The following is an 18,847-nucleotide window of genomic DNA, read 5'->3' on the forward strand; positions in this document are numbered from 1 at the left end:
TCAACTTCACATTCTGCACACATATGGGGCTCGGAGGGGGCTCGAGGGGCGCATTGCGGGCCCCTTGTAGCTAGGAGGGATTCGGGCGGTTTGCGCCCTTCCCTGTATATAAGATGGACGCGCACGGAGCGGGAAGGCGTTGCGCCTTCCCATGCCCGCGATGCCTCTATATATAGATGCGACGCGGAGAGATGCCCGATTCCACAGCGGGAGACGCGCGGGCGGGCGCATGGGGAGCGCAAGGCCCTTCAGCGCACCCATCCCCCGCCAGATTGATATCCAATGGCGTGGCGAAACTACCAGCAAGCTGCTGCGCTGATGGGCGCAATCCCCGGATGGGCTCCGCACGGCGCGGCATTGCTCCGCTAACGTGCCGCACGGACATGCTGCAGCAATGGAACTCGCTCCTGGCCGCAAGGTACTCCGGCTATAAGACACTGAGCTAGACGAGAGGTTTGTTCTGGCTCAAAAGGACATTCCGGTATTACGAGACGAGGGGCTTGTTCTGGCCCATAAGGACAGATGGGTATTTCGTCGTATCGCGAGCAGATTCGAAGCCTGCCTTCTCCCTTACTGATGCAATACCTGCTTTTAACAATCAGTCGCTACTATTCGAATCAGGTTTGGCGGGTTGGGCCACGGACGGCAATGGGATGCAGTCGGCATTGCTTGGCTCTACTTGCTTGGCTATGCGCTTCGGTTCGCCTGCGCGCGCTGATGGCGTTTAGGAGGTTTGGCATGGGACGCGTGAAGCTTCATCTTGTGAGGTATATGGGTACGTACACCATCCTGATGTTCGTCAGCTTCCTGTTATGGCAAGCTGCCGGATGCCCCGCGAGGTCTTTAAGCGTAGGGGTTTCTATTTGGGACGCCGCTTTTGCGGCGGGCGCGGCGGGCAATCCTCTGGCGCTTGCTTCCGATTTCCTTATTCAGTTCTCTCTTGTGGCATATCCGCTGTATTGTGCGATCAAGGGTATTTGCAAGCACATTTCTGGTCGTAAGGGCGGGCTGCGCAGGACGCAGAGGGCGCTTTCCTGCGACATCCCTTCGACCTCTGCTCGTTAGCAGACTTTCCGAATCGTCTTGCTGACGGTTTTCGCCATGGTTCGCCTTGAGGCCTCCCGAAGGTGTGTTGTCACGCGGCGTTCGCAGTATGATCGCATCCTGCAGGTTGGCTTCTTCGCATTCCGTTATGGGGGCATTTGCGTGATTGCAAATGTCCCCTTTCTTGTCTAGCGGTGGCTGAATGCCGTTATCGCGATATTTGCCCTACTTCCGTGTATTGCAGTTGCCAATCTTCGGCAGAAGCCGTTTTCTGCGTTTCCACGCAACGTCTCACAGCCTTGAACCGCTTCTATCGTTACTATGATTACCATCTTATGTTGCGCACACTGCACCGTTTACGCACTCGCCGCTTCGGACGTACGTAATCGTTGCCATCGTGCACGATAAGCCGAACGCGCGGTGCGTAACAGGCAAACGCAACACGCATGGCAGGGCTTTTGCCTCGAGCGATTGCATATACGCGATTGCGCAGAGCAGTTCGATAGGGCAAAGCCCGACAACGGCCTTCGCCCCGGACTGTTCAAGCTCATGGAGTCGCGTCGATACGCCGGGGCTTCGGGGATGGGCGGCCGTGGAGGCATAAGACGGGGGCCCGCGAAGCTTGCCGTATGCCTGCAAGCGTGCAGACCCGTAGGCTTGCTGATGCGTAAACCATCCCGCTAAACGATGACGAAAGGAACGGCGAATGAGCGCAGAGAATGCTTCGCATATCGATGATTTGAGGTTCAAGGCGGAAAATGAGGACGGGGTCGTGCTGGAGTGCGAGGCTCTGCTTATGTTCGATAGCCCGTTTTTCGGGAAAAGCTACATCGTGTACACCGATGGCGGCACCGACGAGGACGGGTTCACGAACGTATATGCATCCTCCTACAGCAAGGATACGCTGATGGTGCCCGAGGATTCGGGGTTCGCTTCCATCGACCTGTCCCCCATTGAGGACGACGAGGAGTGGAATATCATCCAGGAGCAGCTTGAGCGGTATCAGCAGGCGGCGGGCGGCGCCGAGCCGCAAGACGGAGAGGACCCGATCCCGCTGATCACCGAGCTGAACAGCGGAGGCGAGCTGGAGCCTTCGTTCGAGTACCGCTTTGAGGACGGCAGCACGGTGACGTTTCTGATGGAGCTGAACGAAGAGCCGGAAAACGAGCTTGACCTGGTGCGATTCAGCATGCCTGCAAGCGAGCACGAGCGTTTGGTGAACGCTTTCCTTCAGGAGCAGTTCGGAGGGTACGACCCCGCTGACTCCGGGCAGCAGCGTACCCGACAGGTTCTGGAAGCCATGGTGGTAAGCCGCAGCGAAGACGGGATGTGCATGCTGGAGCCCCAGCAGTGCCACGTGTTCTACAAGCATCGCAACGACGCGCTGCAGGCATAACGCGAAAGAGAACAGAGGAGGGGCCGAATCCTTATGGATTCGGCCCCTCTTGTTGCGGTTTACCCTTGAAGCAAGAGCAGAAATCGCAGACCAGCCAGGCTTGCGGGCGTAGCGCATAGGTGGCGAAGAAGCCGAGACAGCCCGTCCACGCCAAGCATTTTGCCGATCATCTTATAAGGTGCACCCAGGCAGGAGGCTATGCCAAGCACTTTGGCGCCCATCGTGAACAGCTTGCGGCGCTGCTCACGAAAAGCGGACCGGCAGCGCCCGCGGGCATGCCTTCCGACCCGATGTGCGTGCCGCGCGTGAGCGCGTTTTCGCATACGGTGACCTGGTGGTTCGACAACGGCGCGCATGCAACGCCCGGGCAGGTTGCCGCCTGATGCACGCAGACATGGGGCTACAGGAAGCGTATAGCAAACCTTGCACAAACGCAGGAAAGCCGCCTGCAGGCGGCTTTCCTGGTGTAGCAGGTTGTTTACGGAACGAGCGCCCCTGCGTTTGCAGGAGCAGCGCGGCTCTTGAGCAACGTGCGGACCTGCTTGAAGATCCGCGATCCCTGGCCGACATTCAGATCCGCTGGCAAGCAGCTAGCCTGTGCCTACAGATGCAGGACGCGGTCCTTGATCTCTTGGGTGCGGCCCTGGTTCCAGAACTGGGTACCGATGTATCCGCAAGTACGACGTGCGACGTTGAGTTTCTCCTGATCGCGGTTGCCGCACTTCGGGCACTCCCACACGAGCTTGCCGTCATCCTCGACGATTTGGATCTCGCCGTCGTAGCCGCATTCCTGGCAGTAGTCCGACTTCGTGTTCAGCTCCGCGTACATGATGTTGTCGTAGATGTACTGCATGACGCGGATAACGGCCTTCAGGTTATCCTGCATGTTAGGCACCTCGACGTAGCTGATGGCTCCGCCAGGGGAAAGGCGCTGGAAGGCGCTTTCGAATTTCAGCTTGTCGAACGCGTCGATCTTCTCGGTGACATGCACGTGGTAGCTATTCGTGATGTAGCCCTTGTCCGTGATGCCCGGGATGATGCCGAAGCGGCGCTGGAGGGCCTTCGCGAACTTGTACGTGGTGGACTCGAGCGGCGTACCGTACAGCGAGAAGTCGATGTTGGTGGCCGCCTTCCACTCGGCGCACTTGTCGTTCATGCGCTGCATGACCTCCATGGCGAACGGAGTGCCCTCGGCGTCGGTGTGGCTGTGGCCCGTCATGTACCTAACGCACTCGTACAGGCCGGCGTAACCGAGGCTGATGGTGGAGTAACCGCCGTAGAGCAGCTTGTCGATGGGCTCGCCCTTCTCAAGGCGTGCGAGCGCGCCGTACTGCCACAGGATGGGCGCTGCGTCGGACAGCGTGCCCTTCAAGCGGTTATGGCGGCACATAAGGGCCTTGTAGCACAGCTCGAGGCGCTCGTCAAAGATCTGCCAGAACTTGTTCATGTCACCGTACGAGGAGAGCGCTACGTCAGGCAGGCTGATGGTGACGACGCCCTGGTTGAAGCGACCGTAGTACTTCGGCTTGCCCGGCTCGTAGTTGCCGGCGTTTGCCACGTTGTCGTAGCCGTTGCCGGAGCGGTCGGGCGTGAGGAAGCTGCGGCAGCCCATGCAGGTGTAGCAATCGCCGTTGCCCTCGGTCTCGCCCTTCGACAGCTTCAGCTCGCGCATCTTCTTCTCGGAGATGTAGTCGGGCACCATGCGCTTGGCCGTGCACTTCGCCGCCATCTTGGTGAGGTAGAAGTATGGGCTGTCCTCGGTAACGTTGTCCTCCTCAAGCACGTAGATGAGCTTGGGGAACGCCGGGGTGATCCACACGCCTTCCTCGTTTTTGACGCCCTCGTAGCGCTGAGCGAGCGTTTCCTCGATGATCATGGCGAGGTCGCGCTTCTCCGCTTCGCTGCGCGCCTCGTTGAGGTACATGAAGACGGTGACGAACGGCGCCTGACCGTTGGTGGTCATGAGCGTGACCACCTGGTACTGGATGGTTTGCACGCCGCGGCGGATCTCGTCGCGCAGACGGCCCTCGACGACCTCGGTGATGCGATCGGCGTTGGCCTCGAGGCCCAGCGCATTGATCTCCTGCAGCACCTGACGGCGAATCTTCTGGCGGCTGACCTCAACGAACGGCGCAAGGTGCGTCAGCGAGATGGACTGGCCGCCGTACTGGCAGCTGGCCACCTGGGCGATGATCTGCGTGGCGATGTTGCACGCGGTGGAGAAGCTGTGCGGGCGCTCGATGAGCGTGCCGGAGATGACGGTGCCGTTTTGCAGCATGTCCTCCAGGTTGACCAGGTCGCAGTTGTGCATATGCTGCGCGAAGTAATCGGAGTCGTGGAAGTGGATGATGCCCTCGTTGTGGGCCTCGACCACGTCGGCCGGCAGGAGCAGGCGCATGGTGATATCCTTGGAAACCTCGCCTGCCATGTAGTCGCGCTGCACGGAGTTGACCGTGGGGTTCTTGTTCGAGTTCTCCTGCTTGGCTTCCTCGTTGTTGCACTCGATGAGCGACAGGATCTTGTCGTCGGTGGTGTTGGACTGGCGCTTGAGCGTTTGGTTGTAGCGATAGATGATGTACTTGCGCGCGACGGAGTAACGGCCCTGCGCCATGATCTGGTTCTCGACCATGTCCTGGACCTCTTCCACGGACACGGTATGGCCCGAGCGGCTGCAGAGCCACTCGACGCTGTGCGCCGCCAGCGCGATCTGGTCTTCGGTCAGGCGCTCCTCGGGAACGACATCCCCGTTGGCACCCTTGATGGCGTTGACGATCTTGTTGATGTCGAACGTAACCTCGGAGCCGCTGCGCTTGATGATCTTCATGCCGCTCACACCCTTCTTGCTTCTCGCGCAAGGTGCCTGGCGGGCGCCTTGCGGATTACCTTCATCCGAGCGCAAAAGGCCACACAGGGCATGACCTGCGCGTTCGGAAATTTCGTGAAAATTTGCGACCTCGGTGCGTTCGGGTCGCTTGGTCGGTGTCCCTATGATACGCCATTTCGCCCCAATATATTGTGTTTTATTCCGCTGAAAAATCCATGGATGGGGGTATGGGGTTGTTTTCCACCATGGCTGGAAAACCGCGAAACCCCCGGTCGTCATTCGTAAAGCGACATTTTTCGGAGGCAATTTCGGCAGTGGTTTTCCACCATCGAAAACGATGTGGATTTCGGCGAAAGGGGCGTCAAACGCATAGGTTTCGCGACACTTTCGCAACAAGGGGTTGACGCGGCCGGGCTTCTGGCTAGAGGGGCGGCGGGGCGAAATAGAGCAGCGTTCCCGGGCGTGTCTTCCAGATTAGGCGCCGGCGCTGATGACGGCGTGAAGCGCAGAGCCGGGCGCTGTTTTCGCCCGCTTCTGCGCAAAACCGCCCAGAAGATGCCTTCTATTGTTAAAAAATTTCGCGAACCGCAAGTCACCGATGACATACCCGGTACGCGTGCTTAGTATAGGTTTATTTCAAAAGCGCCTTGCCGCACGGCGGGCTGGAAGACCGTGCGGCAGGCGATGCGAGAGGATCGACATAATGGATACAGAAAAGCGCGCCACTGGCGCGACGGCGGACGAAACCGCCGGTTCGGAGCTTAATGAGAGACGTATCGCGAATAAGCTTGCCATCGTGGGAGTAAGCGGCAACGTGGCACTGTCGGCGTTCAAATTGTTCGCGGGCATATTCGGCAACTCGGCGGCCATGGTCTCGGACGCCGTGCACTCGCTGTCCGACGTGTTCGCCACCGCCATCGCGTTCCTGGGCGTGAGGATTTCGCAACGCGATGCGGACGAGAGCCACCCTTACGGCCACGAGCGCTTCGAGTGCCTGGCGTCCATGGCGCTTGGCCTTATATTGGCGGCGACGGGCGCCGGCATCGGGTTCGCCTCGATCCAGTCGATCGCGACGGGCGCATACGAGCACGCGACGGCACCCGGCTGGCTGGCGCTATCCGCCGCGGTGGTGAGCATCGTCGCGAAGGAGGGCATGTTCTGGTACACGCGACACTGGGCGCGCATCATGAACTCCGACGCGTTCATGGCCGATGCCTGGCATCACCGCTCGGATGCGCTGTCGTCGGTGGGCGCCCTTGCGGGCATCGGCGGCGCCATGCTCGGCTGGGGCGTGTGCGACCCGTTGGCGTCCATCGTCATCTGCCTGATCATCTTCAAAGTGGCCTTCGAGGTGCTGCGCGATGCGGTAGATAAAGTGACCGACACGCCTTGCACGCCCACGTTCGAGCTCGAGGTGCGCGATTGCATCCTGGCGCAGGACGGGGTGATGCGCATCGACACGCTGCGCACGCGCAAATTCGGCAACAAGGTATATGTAGACGCCGAGATCGCCGTTGATGGACAGCTACGACTGGTGGATGCCCACGCGATAGCCGAGCGCGCCCACGATGCCGTCGAGCAGAGCTTCCCCACCGTAAAGCACATCATGATCCACGAGAATCCCGCGTAAGAGCTGCGAACGCGACGGCTTTTGCGGAGCGCGCAGCGTGCCCACAAGCGCTGTCGGCGCGATAAAGGGTGCGAGCCTGATAATAACGGCCTCGCCGACGAGCGCCATCGAACCAGCCGAGGTCGATGGCTTGACGAATCGTCGGCGTGTTGCGGGGACGGGGGTTCCAGTTACGCAAGCTATGATAATTCGCATATAACCAGGTAGGAGAGCTGTCAAGGATAGGGGCAACCTGCGGTTGCGGGCGACGAAGTCGAAAATGCAAACTGAAAACGGTTCCGTAACCGAGCTTGACGGAGTACCTTGGAAAGCGGATTTGGGGCAGGTAGCCTGCCCGCTGATCTTCGATTCAGATAATGCCCTGGAAGGAGCCGCATGGATAAGGGAATCGCCCAGCGATTGGCCGCTCGACGCAAGCAAGCGGGGCTGTCGCAGGAAGCACTGGCGGACAAGCTGGGCGTGAGCCGCCAAGCGGTGTCGAAGTGGGAGCGCGCCGAAAGCCTGCCGGATACGGACAACCTTATCGCACTGGCGGCTATATACGGCTTAACGCTCGACGAGCTGTTATGGAGGGAAGCCGGCGAAAGCGATTCGCAGGTCTCGCAGCCCGCGTCGGATGCGGCGAAAACGTCGAGGGCGAGCGCCGACGAAGGCTTTTCGCAAGGGAAGCCAGATGCCGCAAAGGACGGCCGCGACGACGGTAGGCGCGATTCCGTAGCGGACGACCAAGCCGAAGCCAGCACGGACGGCACCGCTTTCGAATCAAGCCGCAACGACAACGACGCCGAAAGCGGTAAGAACGACGGAGCCGACGATGGCGATGATTACGCGCATGTCTCATTTCGCGATGGGATTCATGTTCGCGATACGAAAAAGGGAGAAGAAGTGCACATCGGTTGGAACGGCGTGCATGTGACCAACCGCAAAAAGGGCGAAGAAGTGCACGTGGGATGGGACGGCGTGCATGTCGAGCAGCCGAACGCAAGCGGAACCACCGGCAGCAACCCCAAGTCCGTGCACGTTGATAGTAGCGGCGTGACCATCGGCGAACAGCATTTCGAAAACTGGCGCGAGGCGCACAAGGCATACAAACGAAAGCCCGAACGCGCCTGGCGAAGCTTCCCCTTCCCGCTTGTGATTTTGGTTGCCTATGTCTTGCTGGGACTATTCGCCAACGCATGGGTTCCCGGGTTGATGCTGGCCTTCGCCGTGCCGGCTTACTACGTTATCGGCAACGCGTGGGAGAAACGAAGGCTATCGCACCTGATAGGCGGTCTGTACCCGATCGGCACCATTGCCTGGTTCTGTTGGATGGCGTTCGCGCTCAATCAAGCACATCCAGCATGGGTCTTATTTTTGACCATTCCCGTTGTCGAAATCCTTTGCACCTGGAGCAGGAAGACGTGGAAGCGCCGCCGAAAGGCAAAAACGGGCGACCAATAGCGAAGAAAGCATTAGAACGGGCGAGATGAAGCCGAAGTGATGCCCGGCCATACGAGAATGATGGTCAAGCGAATCGTCGGCGTGTTGCGGGGATGAGCCGGGGGCGTTTCCCTATTCGCTATACTGGGCGCATGGCAAGTTACCAACATATATCGCATGGGTTCGAGCCCGTGTTCGACGAGCGTTCGCGGATTTTGGTGCTGGGGTCGTTTCCCTCGGTGCTTTCGCGCGAGAACGCCTTTTACTACGGCAACCCGCAAAACCGCTTTTGGCGCGTGATGGCCGCATGTCTGGGCGAACCTGTGCCGCAAAACGAGGGCGGATTGAGCGACAACGGACGGCCCTTGACGCTTGAGGAGTCGATTGCGGCGAAGAAGCGGATGCTTCTTAGGCACGGCATCGCTTTATGGGACGTCATAGCATCGTGCGACATCAAGGGATCGAGCGACGCAAGCATCAAGAACGTGGTGCCCGCGCAGGTGGAGCGCGTGCTGGAAGAAGCGCATATCGGCGCCGTGATCTGCAACGGCGGAACAGCCGGGCGGCTGTACAAGCGCTACCTGCAATGGCAGGTGGGGCTGGCGGCGCACGTGCTGCCCTCGACGAGCCCCGCGAACGCGGCTTGGCAGCTGGAGCGCTTGACCGCGCGCTGGCAAGAGGAGCTGCTGCCGCTTTTGGACGCCGCGAAAACCGGAGCGCTGGGCGAGGTCCCGTCGCCGAGCAGCGTCAAGCGCGGATTCGTGACGGCGAAAACCCAAGTGGCGAAGCGGCCGAGCGTGAATGGAGCGAACGGCGGGCATGCGAGCAGCTTCGCCGTCGGCAAAGCTGCGAAGTTGCCGGCTAACACGGAGACGGACATTGCGGCACCAGGCGTAAACGAGGCAGACAGCGGGTGCAAAACCGCGCGCCCGAGCGATGCTGCGATCGGCACGGCGTCGGGTCCGGTAGTCGGTGATGCGATGGAGGGCACGGCGGATGGCACGACAACCACGGCGGCGGGCGAAAGCCGCGTCGACATCGTGACCGTACGCGTCCCTTCCCCACCCGCATCGAACTACGCGGTGCACAAAAGCATGCAAGGCAACAAGCGGGCGAACACGAAGCCCGAACTGCTGGTGCGCGAACGCTTGCGAAAAGCAGGACTGACGGGTTATCGGCTGCAGTGGAAGGCGCCCGGGCATCCCGATATCGCTTGGCCGGGCAAACGCGTTGCGATCGAAGTGCGAGGTTGTTTTTGGCATCGCTGCCCACATTGCAAGCCGAGCACACCGAAGAAGAACACAGAGTATTGGGAAGCAAAATTCGCGCGAAACACGGAGCGCGACGCAGAAAACGTCCGCAAACTCGAGGAAATGGACTGGCGCGTGCACGTAATCTGGGAGTGTCAGCTGAAAAAGAACGCTATCGATGCCACGATGGCGGATTTGCTGCCGAAGCTTGCCGCCGAGCTGGGGAAAGAGCTTGCGGAGGCACCGGCAGCAAACGAAACCGGACAGCAAACAAACGCGAGCGCCACAACGGGAAAGCGCCATTTCATGTATGTGATCGAATGCGCCGATGGCAGCCTGTATACCGGGTACTCCCCTGATGTGCAGGCGAGATTCGCCGCGCATCAAGCAGGTACGGGCGCGAAGTACACGCGCGGGCGCGGGCCGCTGAACCTGCTGGCCGTAGCCGAATTCGCCACCAAGCACGATGCCATGAGCGCAGAATACCGCTTCAAGCACTTAAGCCGCGATCGCAAAGACGAGCTGTTGGCGAAAGCCGCCGAGCCTGAAGCCGATTTCGCAAAGTTGCTTCAAGAGGAATTCGGGCTTTAGAAGGGCAGATGACGCGTTGGCAAATGCGCCATTTGCCTCCGCCGAGAAGGTCGCGAATCATAACGGCCCGCAACACCCACAGAACGGCGAGCAGTTTCATGCCGCTCGCCGCTCGCTTTCGCTCGCCTTGCCTAGCCCTTCACCAGCGTGACCGCAATGGTGTTCAGGTAGTCGAGCGCGCCCGCTTTGACGGCCGCCCTGTCGCCGCGAGCGTATTCGTTTTCGCAGGCGATCCAGTCGGCCCATGCCTCGCACGTGCACGTCATCTGATGCTATTGTTGAACCGTTTCTCGGAGGCGCATCGTGCAACTTTGGCTTGTTGCGGCTTTTGCGTCCGCGCTGTTCGCGGGCATTGTTTCCATCCTTGCCAAGTGCGGCATCAAAACCATTGATTCCGACGTTGCCACGGCGCTTCGCACCTGCGTTGTGGCCGTTTTCATGTGGGTGATGGTGGCAATTGCGGGCTCGGCAGGGACGATTGGCGGCATCTCGCCGAAGTCGTGGCTGTTCCTTGCGCTATCCGGCTTGGCGACCGGCGGCTCGTGGATCTGCTACTTCAAGGCGCTTTCAATCGGCGATGTCAATAAAGTCGTGCCCATCGATAAGTCAAGCACGCTTATGGCCGTCGTTCTTTCCATCGTGCTTTTCAACGAAACCGGCGATTTGGGCCTTCGCCTTGCGGGCACCGCGCTTGTTGCGGCGTGCGGGTGAGACTTCAATGCGACTTTTGGGCGGTTTTGCAGGCGGAATCGACCCCAAAGGCCGCAGGCCGCCAGCGTTTCCCCAGGTCGGCAACACCGGTATTGAACAACGGCTGCGAAAAACCGCCCAGAACCCCGGGGACCATGTCAAAATCGGGGGCTGTTTGCTGCGAAACCGTACAGAAGTCGCCATACGAAGACGAGACAGGAGCCGCTCTGCGGGGCGGCATCGGCTTGGCGTTCATCGTGATGGGTACCGCGTTTGTTGAGACATGGGAATTAGGGGGCGTCGGCAGAGCCGAATGGCCTGTAAAAGGACCTTCGCCAGACGGAGGACCCCGCAAAAGGCCTTCGCCCGGACGGAAAACCCCAAAACCGCTTTCGGCAGACGGACGGGTCCGCCGAAACCACATTCACCTGCCTGCCAACCCACGTTCTCGAATCAATGCACAGCGGCTTTTCATCGCGCAACCAGCCGTTGCTAGGATACGCATCTATCTGCGCGTATGCTGACATTATCGAAACGAGCCCGCCGAGAGGAGCACTCATGGCATTCGCAGAAAAACTTGTCGCCGTACGGCGCGCGCACAACCTCACGCAAGACCAGCTTGCCGAGAAGCTTTACGTCACCCGCCAAGCCGTGAGCCGCTGGGAGCACGGCGAGGTGACGCCTGGGATCGACATGATGAAGCTCATAGCCGCCGTCACCGGCGAGCCGCTGGCGCATCTGTTGGAGATGCCCGAGCATTATTGCGAAAGTTGCGGCATGTACCTTACGCCCGACGATTGCGGAACCGACGCCGCTGGCAACAAGACCGACCATTACTGCAAGTGGTGCTACGACCGCGGCGACTACACCTATGAGACCACCATGGAAGCCATGATCGAGGATTGCGCGCCGCGACTGGCGAAGAACACGGGCATGACGCTTGACGAGGCGGTCTCGCTCATGGGGGCGGTTTTGCCCCAGCTTGAGCGCTGGCGCGCCGTGCGCGAAAACGAGCAGCACTATGGAGCGGAAGCGCGCGAACGCTACGGTAACGAAGCAGTTGATGCCATGAACGAGCGGATCCTCGATATGGATCCTGCCACCTGGAACGACATGAAAGAACTCGAAAAAGCGATCTTGGGCCAGCTTTCCATCGCTCTGTTCGATGGCGATACAACCAGTCCCGAAGCCGCGAAGCTTGCGCAGATGCACCGCCGCTGGATCGGCCTGCAATGGGGAGCCGAGCCCGAACGGGATATCTACCTGAGGCTCGTGCGCAGCTATCTGGCAGACCCCCGATTCATCTCATACTACGACGAGCCCTGCGGCAAAGGGGCAACGGCGTTTTTGGTTAAAGCCGTGGAAGGCACGCTGGGAGAATAGACCCCCAACAACATCGCAGGGGCTCTTGCAAAACGCAAAGGCCCCTGCAGCTGCACGCCTTAGCGCCAGCCGTAGCCTTTTGCGTGGCGTGCCACCAATCCGATAGTCAGGATACTGGCAGCGACCTCCGCCACGACGATCGACCACCAAATGCTATCCGCACCGAAGAACACGGGCAGCAAGATAATCGAACCGAGCTCGAAGACGAACGTGTGGACGAAGGAGATCAACGCCGAGATCTTGCCGTTCTCGACCGCCGTGAACATGACTGAGCCGAAATAGGTCACGCCCATCAGCAGGAACGCGATGCTGTACATGCGGAACGCGTGGATCGTCAGCGCCATCAATGCGCCGTCATAACCCGTGAACGCAAATGCCAACGGCTGCGCCAAAAGCTGAGCGACCAAGAACGCCCCAATGCCCATCGCCGCCGTAAGCGTGGCACCGTTGCCGAACAAGCTGCGCTTCTCGTGGTTGTTTCCCGCACCGTGCTGATAGCTCATCAACGGAGCCATACCCTCGGTAAGGCCGCCGAACGCCGCGCCGATCAGCATCGATGCGTACTCGATGACCGCATAGGCGGCAACGCCGTCGGGGCCGAACAGATTCATGAGCTGCAGGTTGTACGCCGTGGCGACCACTGACATGGCGGCGCATCCAACCATCTCGGAAACGCCGTTGACGATCGAACGTGGCAAGACGCCTTGCACCCAGCGAGGACGCACGAGCTTCAAAACGCCGACCTTGCCCCGTGCGAACAGGACGACCATGAGCATTGCCGACGAGTACTCGGCGATGCAGGTTGCCGTGGCGGCGCCCTCGATCCCCATGCCGAACACGCCCATGAGCACGGCATCCAAGCCGATGTTGACCACGCCCGCGGTAAGCGACGACAGGAACCCGAAGCCGGGTTTGCCCGCCACGGAGCAGAACATCTCGAACACATAGGTGAGCATGAACATCGGCAGGCACAGGAATACAATCTTGCCATACGTTGCAGCCATAGGCGCCATCTCGGCAGACGCGCCAAGCAGCACGACCGCTTCGTCCATGAACGCCATGCCCAGAACGGAGCAAACCACGCCGGTTACAAACGTCGCCCAAGCTATGAGCGAGAATGCGCGGTTCGCGCCCTTCCTATCGCCGGCACCGAGAAGCTGTCCTACGACCGCGCTGCCGCCCGAGCCCATCATGATGCCCAGCGCGGACACGATAACGATGAACGGCAAGACAATGGTCATCGAGGCCAGCGCATCTTTGCCGACCAGATTCGAGACGAACAGGCCGTCGATGATGCCATAAGCCGAGCTGATGAACATCATCGCCATGGTCGGCAGCGTGTACTTTAATAGCTTGCTTTTCGTGAAATGTTGCGAAAGGACGTCCATGCCCTTAATCCCTCTTATGGTCGTGACGGTGCTGTTATCGAACTGACGACCGGTCATACTAGTCTAACCGTTGACTGGTTTAGTCTATGGTTAGACCTTTGTCACCAATCAAGCATGGAAACCACATAAGGCGGGAACGGGCATCGCGAGATTTGGAGAACGGAGGGGCACCCCGCATCCTACTCGATCAGCCCCAACGCCGGGGCTATGACCTTCGTGTAGAGGACCAGCCAGATGGTCGAGACGCAGAAGCCGCCCAGGACGTCGCTGGCGTAATGGACCCCCAGGTAGATGCGGCTTATGCCGACCATCACGATGACCAGCGCGAACAGGCACATCAGCGCGATGCGGCGGCGCGGGTTGCGCTCATAGCGCCATACACACCACGCCAGCAGGCCGAAGACGGCCATCGCTGCCATGGAATGCCCCGAGGGGAAGCTGAACCCGGACACGTCGACCAGCCGCAGCACATCGGGACGCGGGCGCTGGATGGCGAACTTCATCGCCTGGTTCAGCAGCACGACCAGGCCCAGGTTCAGCATGTTGAACCAGCCCGGGCGCTTGACCGGCGTGAAGGCCGCGGCAACGCCGAGCACCACGAGCAACGTCACCGGCGTGGCCAGCGCCGAGAAGCTTTCCATGACGGGCGTGAGCCACGGCTGGCGAAGCTGCCCGCCGAACAGCCACCATGCCGCCGCATCGAGCTTCATGCTCTCCTTATCGAGCACGTTCTCCAGCAGCATCACCAGCACGATGGCGCACGCCGACGTCACCACCAGCGTGCGGTTCTCCTTCACGTAGCGCGAAAGGCTCCGCGCGGCCTTGCCGGCACCCGACGCAATCCCCAACCTGGTCAACTCCTTCGCCCGGCCGCCGTGGCCGGCATCGCAAACGGAAAGCACGATAAGGGGCAGGGCGGCCGCAGCCTCCCCGCCCCTTGGATTTCGCTAAGCGAAGCTTAGCGCATATGCTGCCGCGTTCGGAGTTCCGGCAACGAGCCGTTATCCTCGCGGCCAAACGTCGCACCCCATCACAGCAGCTCACCGTGCCTTTTCACGTATGCTTTCTTGCCACACGCCTTGCTTTGGACGCTTGTCTATTCCTGAACGCCATGATGCAATGTTGCGCAGCCCTAAGCAATCTCCAAAATCTCAAACCTGTTCAATTTCGGACCAATCAGAGAAACAGCTAGCAGCTTGCGGCTTTCGCTTTCCCGGGCTTTTTCCTGCCGGGCTTGAACACGGAAAGAATGAGCAGCGCGATAACGCAAGGCAACGCAGCGCCGCGATGAGGCGCACGAGGCCAATCGCCCATTTCGCCGTCTTCTTCGCTTTAGGAATCTGCATGGTGCTCGGGTGCTTTCGCTTTCCTCATCGGGGTTTTCTTCGCCTTGCCGCCACGGCGGCGCATTCCGGACACATAAAGACACGCCCCGAAGCGTCCGGGCTAGGCGGTCGCCTCTGACGATTCTGCTGCGGCGGCTTCCTCGGCTTCTTGGGTTCCTTTGCTGAGCAAAGCTATGCCCGCCACCACCGCGATCATGCCGATTCCCACGATAATGGAAAACGGGTCGTCCCATACGACGATGCCGACGAGCGTGGTCAAAAGGGTGCCGACGCCGCCCCAAATGCCGTAGGCCATCCCCAGGCTCAAATGTTTCAACGCAAGCGTCAACAGCGCAAACGAGATGATGTAGCACGCAGCGGTGGCCAGGCCGAACACCGGATGGGTGAAGCCATCGGACATCTTCATGAACGTGGTGCCGAACACCTCGGACACGATGGCAAACGACAGCTGGATGATCGGTGCGCTCTTCACCTTACATCGCCCCCAATCGCAAACACGCCACGCCCACGATGATGAGCGCAATGCCCGCGATCTTCTTCGCGTTGAACTTCTCTTTCCACACGATGCGGCTGACCACGGCCGTAAGCGCCACCGCCGCGCTCGTCCAAATCGCGTACGCCAAGCCCAAGGGCAGAGACGCGAACACGTGCGAAAGCGCGTAAAACGACACGGCGTAGCCCACCGCGATGCCGAGGATGGGAAACTTGCGGCGGAAACCGTCGGAGAGCTTCATGCACGTGTCGCCGAACACCTCGAAGAGCACTGACAAACCCAGAAGCGCATACGGGCTCATTGCTGTACCCCTTCTTGGAACGTCTTCGCATACAGCCTGACGACCTTGACGAACAGCTCGGCCTCCTCGGGGCTGATCGCGGCGGCGGCCTTCAGCTCAAGCTCGCGCATGCGCTCGACCGGCAGGCGCCATTGCTCGCGCCCTTCCTCAGTGAGCGCCATGATACGTTCGCGCTTGTCGACCTCGCTTGCCCGCCCGACCACGACATCGCGCGCGGCAAGGCGCTTGCAGATAGCGCTGACCGTTTGTTTGCCCATATCGCACAGCTCGCAAATCGACCGTTGCGAACAGCCTTCGGGCTCATCCCACAGGGCATCGACGACGTACAGCTCGCTGGTGTCGACGCCCATGTTCTTAGCGAATGCGCTGTACGCGACCGCAACGTCGCGCCAGCAGTCCCACATTTCCTTCGAGAATTCCTCTGGCAGCATCTTGCCTCCATTCGGATTGGTCTACCTGTTGACTATTATAGTCTACTGGTGGACTTTTCCCATCCACCCGCACGGAATCCACACGAGATGTCAGGGGCCCATTGGCGCTAGCCGCGCCGCCCCATCTAGAGGATTCGTCCGGACGATTCTGACCTGAGAAGCATCATCCGCGGGAAAACCATCAGGAATTAGCATACTTTACTGAAACATACTCGAAATATTACGGGAACACGATACAATTAAAGCTTCGGGTAACGCACCCATCCGATTGCAATATAAGGGGCTGTCCGCTAGCTATTCAGCGTGCTATTCAACATGCGCTAGAGGGGGTTAATGCACATGAACATCAAGGAGCTTGTGCCGGAAAAGGTGGAGTCGGAGATCAACTCGCCCGACCACCCGACCCGCAGGTTCGTCGGCTTCGCTTTGCTGCTCGCATGGCACTACAACCTATGGTTCCTGCACGACTCGTTCGTCGGAGCGCAGCTGCTCGACGATTGCGTGACGCAGTCGTGGTTGATCGCCCTCGTCTCCGCCGCGGTCTCGTTCATCGTTATCGCCTTTGCCCTAGGCAGGAAGCACCGCCTTTGCAATATCCCCTGGATGCTCTGGATCGCTACCGCCGCAGCGGTCATATCGACGCTTGCGCTCACCTTATTCGCGTTCTCGTTCCCCACCGACCTTATCGCATACGCGCTTGCCGCGGTGGTCGGCATCACGAACGCCATCCTATGGGTCATGTGGGGCGAGCTGTACTCGCGCACCAAGACGTCGTTCTCCGTTTCCTATATCGGCACCACCGTCGGCCTGGTCACGCTGGTGTGCTCGCTGATCTGCTTTGTCCTCCCCACCGGCATCTCCTCGGTGCTCATCGCGCTCATGCCGCTTGCCGCAGGCCTGCTGTTCGCGCGCGGCGCCACCATCGCCAAGGATATGCCCTACCCCACGCTGCTGCCGAAAAGCACCGCGAACCGCGCCCTCAAGCCCATGATCGTGGTGTGCGGCACCACGTTCGTCGCCTCGGTGGCCTGCTATTTCCTAGTTGCCATCATCCCGTGGGAGAACCTGCCGTACGGCGAGTACGCCTTCACGTTCGGCTCCATCGGCGGCGCAACCCTGCTGTGCATCATCGGCGTGATTTGCGGCCTGACCAACGACCGCCTGAACATCTACCGCACCTTCCCCTGGCTTATCATCGTGGCCATCGCGTCGTTCGCGTTGTTCCTGATGGGCGAGCGTTTCTTCGTCCCGTCGTTCTTCGTGGTGCTGGCGGCCGTGTCCATCTTCGAGGTGCTGCTGATCATGTACTTCGGCGTGCTGGGAGTGAAAGGTTACGTCCCCATCGGCTTCGCGTTCGGCTTCAGCGGGGCGTTCATTCGCCTGGGCATCGCCGTGGGTAACGCCATCGCGCTGTACTACGAGGCGAACCCCGCGTTCGCCAAGGTGGCAACCGAGCCTACATCGCTGCTATTCGTGTGCGTCCTTGCCGCCGTCATCATCCCGCTGGTGCGCCAGGAGTACAACATCACCCAGCTCATGGCGCCCCCGGCAACGGAATCCAGCCAAGAGCACCGCATCAAGGAGCTGGCCGCCGAGTTCTCGCTGTCGGCGCGCGAGACCGAGATCGTCATGCTCATCGCCCGCGGCTTCACCACGGATAACGTGGCGAAGAAGCTGGTCATCTCGCCCTACACGGTGAACACCCACATCCGCCACGTCTACGAGAAGGTGGGCATCCACAAACGTTCCGAGCTTATCGACTACATCAACCGTACCGGCTCCGAAGACGACAAGGCCTAGCGGCGTATTTGACCGCGCCAGCTGGATAATCGGGAGCTTGCTTCCTGTCTGTCCAGGAAGCAAGCTCCCGCTCGGGAAGCCCCTGCCAGAGAAACCGGTTCGCACGCAACCGCCCCCTGCTTCATGACCGCAGCTGCAACTCATGAAGCAGGGGGCGGTTCTTTTTGCGCAGGAATCGCATGAAAGGTTTCGATCGCATAGCACGCAACGCGCAGATCGAGCGGGAGGACCTGCGCCGTACCTTATTGTGCGCGAGGATATGCGCCGCGCTTGGCCGTACGCGCAAACGACGGAAGCATTCAGCAGTCGAAAGCCCCTGAGGACCCGTTTCGGCACCCTTTCCGCCCCTTGCTGCCAAATATCGCGCGAGTGCGTGCTCGCCCCTGCGGGCGGTTTCGCGAGCGATGCGATTTCGGCAACGAACGCAGCCTTGTCGCGAACGGATGCGAGGATGCGCCGTGGAGAATGCCCTCCTATGACGCTCCGACCGCACCTCCGCACGCACTCGCGCGTTTTTTGGCAGCTGCCGCGGAAAACCCCTCTCAAACGTTAGCGACGAAGCGAAACCACCCCCGAACGCAAAGAGAGGGAGGACCCGAAGGTCCTCCCTCTCTTGAGGCCCGCTGCCCGCTGAAGCGGGTGCGAGCGATATCCCGCGGAGCCGTGCCTCGGGCTGGGCGATCAGCCTGAGGCGGCGCTCCGGTGCGGAGCAGATGCTAGCCCAAGCGGTACTCGACGCCCATCGTCGGGCCGGGGTTGACCCACTTCTTGACGATGGTGCCCTCGCAGGCGATGCGGCAGGTGCCGCACTCCAGGCAGCCGGCGTAGTCGAAGGACTTCGCGCCGTCCCCGTCGACC

16 protein-coding genes are annotated in these 18,847 nt (G+C 60.3%); 9 read left to right on the plus strand and 7 right to left on the minus strand.

Going from position 1 to position 18,847, the window contains the following annotated elements:
* The first annotated feature begins 738 nt into the window (after positions 1–738).
* From SFHG_RS08210 to SFHG_RS08220, 3 genes are all read left to right on the plus strand, one after another.
* Positions 739–1,065 carry a hypothetical protein gene (locus SFHG_RS08210; protein ID WP_042436280.1) on the plus strand — a complete coding sequence of 109 codons (327 nt, stop codon included), beginning with the start codon at positions 739–741 and terminating at the stop codon, positions 1,063–1,065.
* Between the two features lie 685 nt (positions 1,066–1,750).
* Complete coding sequence (locus SFHG_RS10200) at positions 1,751–2,440, plus strand: DUF1292 domain-containing protein (RefSeq protein WP_052297888.1); 690 nt, start codon at positions 1,751–1,753, stop codon at positions 2,438–2,440.
* 119 nt (positions 2,441–2,559) lie between these two features.
* On the plus strand, positions 2,560–2,823 hold the full coding sequence (locus SFHG_RS08220; protein WP_042436282.1) for a hypothetical protein: 264 nt from the start codon (positions 2,560–2,562) through the stop codon (positions 2,821–2,823).
* 218 nt (positions 2,824–3,041) lie between these two features.
* On the opposite strand, the gene nrdD is transcribed toward SFHG_RS08220, so the two are convergent.
* Positions 3,042–5,264 carry an anaerobic ribonucleoside-triphosphate reductase gene (gene nrdD / locus SFHG_RS08225; RefSeq protein ID WP_042436283.1) on the minus strand — a complete coding sequence of 741 codons (2,223 nt, stop codon included), beginning with the start codon at positions 5,262–5,264 and terminating at the stop codon, positions 3,042–3,044.
* A gap of 703 nt (positions 5,265–5,967) precedes the next feature.
* Between nrdD and SFHG_RS08230 the strand changes: the two genes are divergently transcribed.
* The 3 genes from SFHG_RS08230 to SFHG_RS11140 all read left to right on the plus strand — a co-directional run bounded on the left by SFHG_RS08230 (position 5,968) and on the right by SFHG_RS11140 (position 10,157).
* A complete protein-coding gene (locus tag SFHG_RS08230) occupies positions 5,968–6,894 on the plus strand; it encodes a cation diffusion facilitator family transporter (protein WP_042436284.1) in 927 nt (308 codons plus the stop codon).
* 375 nt (positions 6,895–7,269) lie between these two features.
* Positions 7,270–8,337 carry a helix-turn-helix transcriptional regulator gene (locus SFHG_RS08235; protein ID WP_042436286.1) on the plus strand — a complete coding sequence of 356 codons (1,068 nt, stop codon included), beginning with the start codon at positions 7,270–7,272 and terminating at the stop codon, positions 8,335–8,337.
* A gap of 131 nt (positions 8,338–8,468) precedes the next feature.
* Entirely contained in the window at positions 8,469–10,157 is a 1,689-nt protein-coding gene (locus tag SFHG_RS11140; RefSeq protein ID WP_162096578.1) for a GIY-YIG nuclease family protein, read from the plus strand.
* 131 nt (positions 10,158–10,288) lie between these two features.
* Here the strand turns inward: SFHG_RS11140 and SFHG_RS11210 are convergent, their stop codons facing one another.
* Positions 10,289–10,423, minus strand: coding sequence for a hypothetical protein (locus SFHG_RS11210; protein ID WP_262362184.1), 135 nt, complete (start codon positions 10,421–10,423; stop codon positions 10,289–10,291).
* A gap of 37 nt (positions 10,424–10,460) precedes the next feature.
* Here SFHG_RS11210 and SFHG_RS08250 point away from each other — a divergent pair, with 37 nt between their 5' ends.
* Both SFHG_RS08250 and SFHG_RS10825 read left to right on the plus strand, forming a co-directional pair.
* On the plus strand, positions 10,461–10,868 hold the full coding sequence (locus tag SFHG_RS08250; RefSeq protein ID WP_052297889.1) for an EamA family transporter: 408 nt from the start codon (positions 10,461–10,463) through the stop codon (positions 10,866–10,868).
* Positions 10,869–11,405: 537 nt separating this feature from the next.
* The gene (locus tag SFHG_RS10825; protein WP_162096579.1) at positions 11,406–12,230 is read left to right on the plus strand and encodes a TipAS antibiotic-recognition domain-containing protein; all 825 of its coding nucleotides are present in this window, start codon (positions 11,406–11,408) and stop codon (positions 12,228–12,230) included.
* A gap of 59 nt (positions 12,231–12,289) precedes the next feature.
* On the opposite strand, the gene SFHG_RS08260 is transcribed toward SFHG_RS10825, so the two are convergent.
* The 5 genes from SFHG_RS08260 to SFHG_RS08280 all read right to left on the minus strand — a co-directional run bounded on the left by SFHG_RS08260 (position 12,290) and on the right by SFHG_RS08280 (position 16,189).
* On the minus strand, positions 12,290–13,675 hold the full coding sequence (locus tag SFHG_RS08260) for an MATE family efflux transporter (protein WP_081469040.1): 1,386 nt from the start codon (positions 13,673–13,675) through the stop codon (positions 12,290–12,292).
* A gap of 122 nt (positions 13,676–13,797) precedes the next feature.
* Positions 13,798–14,466 (minus strand): phosphatase PAP2 family protein, encoded by a 669-nt coding sequence (locus SFHG_RS08265; RefSeq protein ID WP_238318318.1) that lies wholly within the window; start codon positions 14,464–14,466, stop codon positions 13,798–13,800.
* A 598-nt stretch (positions 14,467–15,064) separates the two neighbouring features.
* On the minus strand, positions 15,065–15,436 hold the full coding sequence (locus SFHG_RS08270; protein ID WP_052297890.1) for a DMT family transporter: 372 nt from the start codon (positions 15,434–15,436) through the stop codon (positions 15,065–15,067).
* Between the two features lies 1 nt (position 15,437).
* A complete protein-coding gene (locus SFHG_RS08275) occupies positions 15,438–15,758 on the minus strand; it encodes a DMT family transporter (protein ID WP_042436290.1) in 321 nt (106 codons plus the stop codon).
* A complete protein-coding gene (locus tag SFHG_RS08280) occupies positions 15,755–16,189 on the minus strand; it encodes a MarR family winged helix-turn-helix transcriptional regulator (RefSeq protein WP_042436292.1) in 435 nt (144 codons plus the stop codon). The genes SFHG_RS08275 and SFHG_RS08280 overlap by 4 nt, the downstream gene beginning before the upstream one ends.
* A 339-nt stretch (positions 16,190–16,528) precedes the next feature.
* Here SFHG_RS08280 and SFHG_RS08285 point away from each other — a divergent pair, with 339 nt between their 5' ends.
* Positions 16,529–17,989, plus strand: coding sequence for a helix-turn-helix transcriptional regulator (locus tag SFHG_RS08285; RefSeq protein WP_162096580.1), 1,461 nt, complete (start codon positions 16,529–16,531; stop codon positions 17,987–17,989).
* The last annotated feature ends 858 nt before the right edge of the window (positions 17,990–18,847 follow it).

Source organism: Senegalimassilia anaerobia JC110 (assembly GCF_000236865.1).
GTDB classification, from domain to species: Bacteria; Actinomycetota; Coriobacteriia; order Coriobacteriales; family Eggerthellaceae; genus Senegalimassilia; species Senegalimassilia anaerobia.

Coding starts and splice junctions, on each gene's coding strand:
- SFHG_RS08210 (WP_042436280.1), top strand. CDS start 739: ATGGGACGCGTGAAGCTTCATCTTGTGAGGTATATGGGTACGTACACC.
- SFHG_RS10200 (WP_052297888.1), top strand. CDS start 1,751: ATGAGCGCAGAGAATGCTTCGCATATCGATGATTTGAGGTTCAAGGCG.
- nrdD (WP_042436283.1), bottom strand. CDS start 5,264: ATGAAGATCATCAAGCGCAGCGGCTCCGAGGTTACGTTCGACATCAAC.
- SFHG_RS08230 (WP_042436284.1), top strand. CDS start 5,968: ATGGATACAGAAAAGCGCGCCACTGGCGCGACGGCGGACGAAACCGCC.
- SFHG_RS08235 (WP_042436286.1), top strand. CDS start 7,270: ATGGATAAGGGAATCGCCCAGCGATTGGCCGCTCGACGCAAGCAAGCG.
- SFHG_RS11140 (WP_162096578.1), top strand. CDS start 8,469: ATGGCAAGTTACCAACATATATCGCATGGGTTCGAGCCCGTGTTCGAC.
- SFHG_RS11210 (WP_262362184.1), bottom strand. CDS start 10,423: ATGACGTGCACGTGCGAGGCATGGGCCGACTGGATCGCCTGCGAAAAC.
- SFHG_RS10825 (WP_162096579.1), top strand. CDS start 11,406: ATGGCATTCGCAGAAAAACTTGTCGCCGTACGGCGCGCGCACAACCTC.
- SFHG_RS08260 (WP_081469040.1), bottom strand. CDS start 13,675: ATGACCGGTCGTCAGTTCGATAACAGCACCGTCACGACCATAAGAGGG.
- SFHG_RS08275 (WP_042436290.1), bottom strand. CDS start 15,758: ATGAGCCCGTATGCGCTTCTGGGTTTGTCAGTGCTCTTCGAGGTGTTC.
- SFHG_RS08280 (WP_042436292.1), bottom strand. CDS start 16,189: ATGCTGCCAGAGGAATTCTCGAAGGAAATGTGGGACTGCTGGCGCGAC.
- SFHG_RS08285 (WP_162096580.1), top strand. CDS start 16,529: ATGAACATCAAGGAGCTTGTGCCGGAAAAGGTGGAGTCGGAGATCAAC.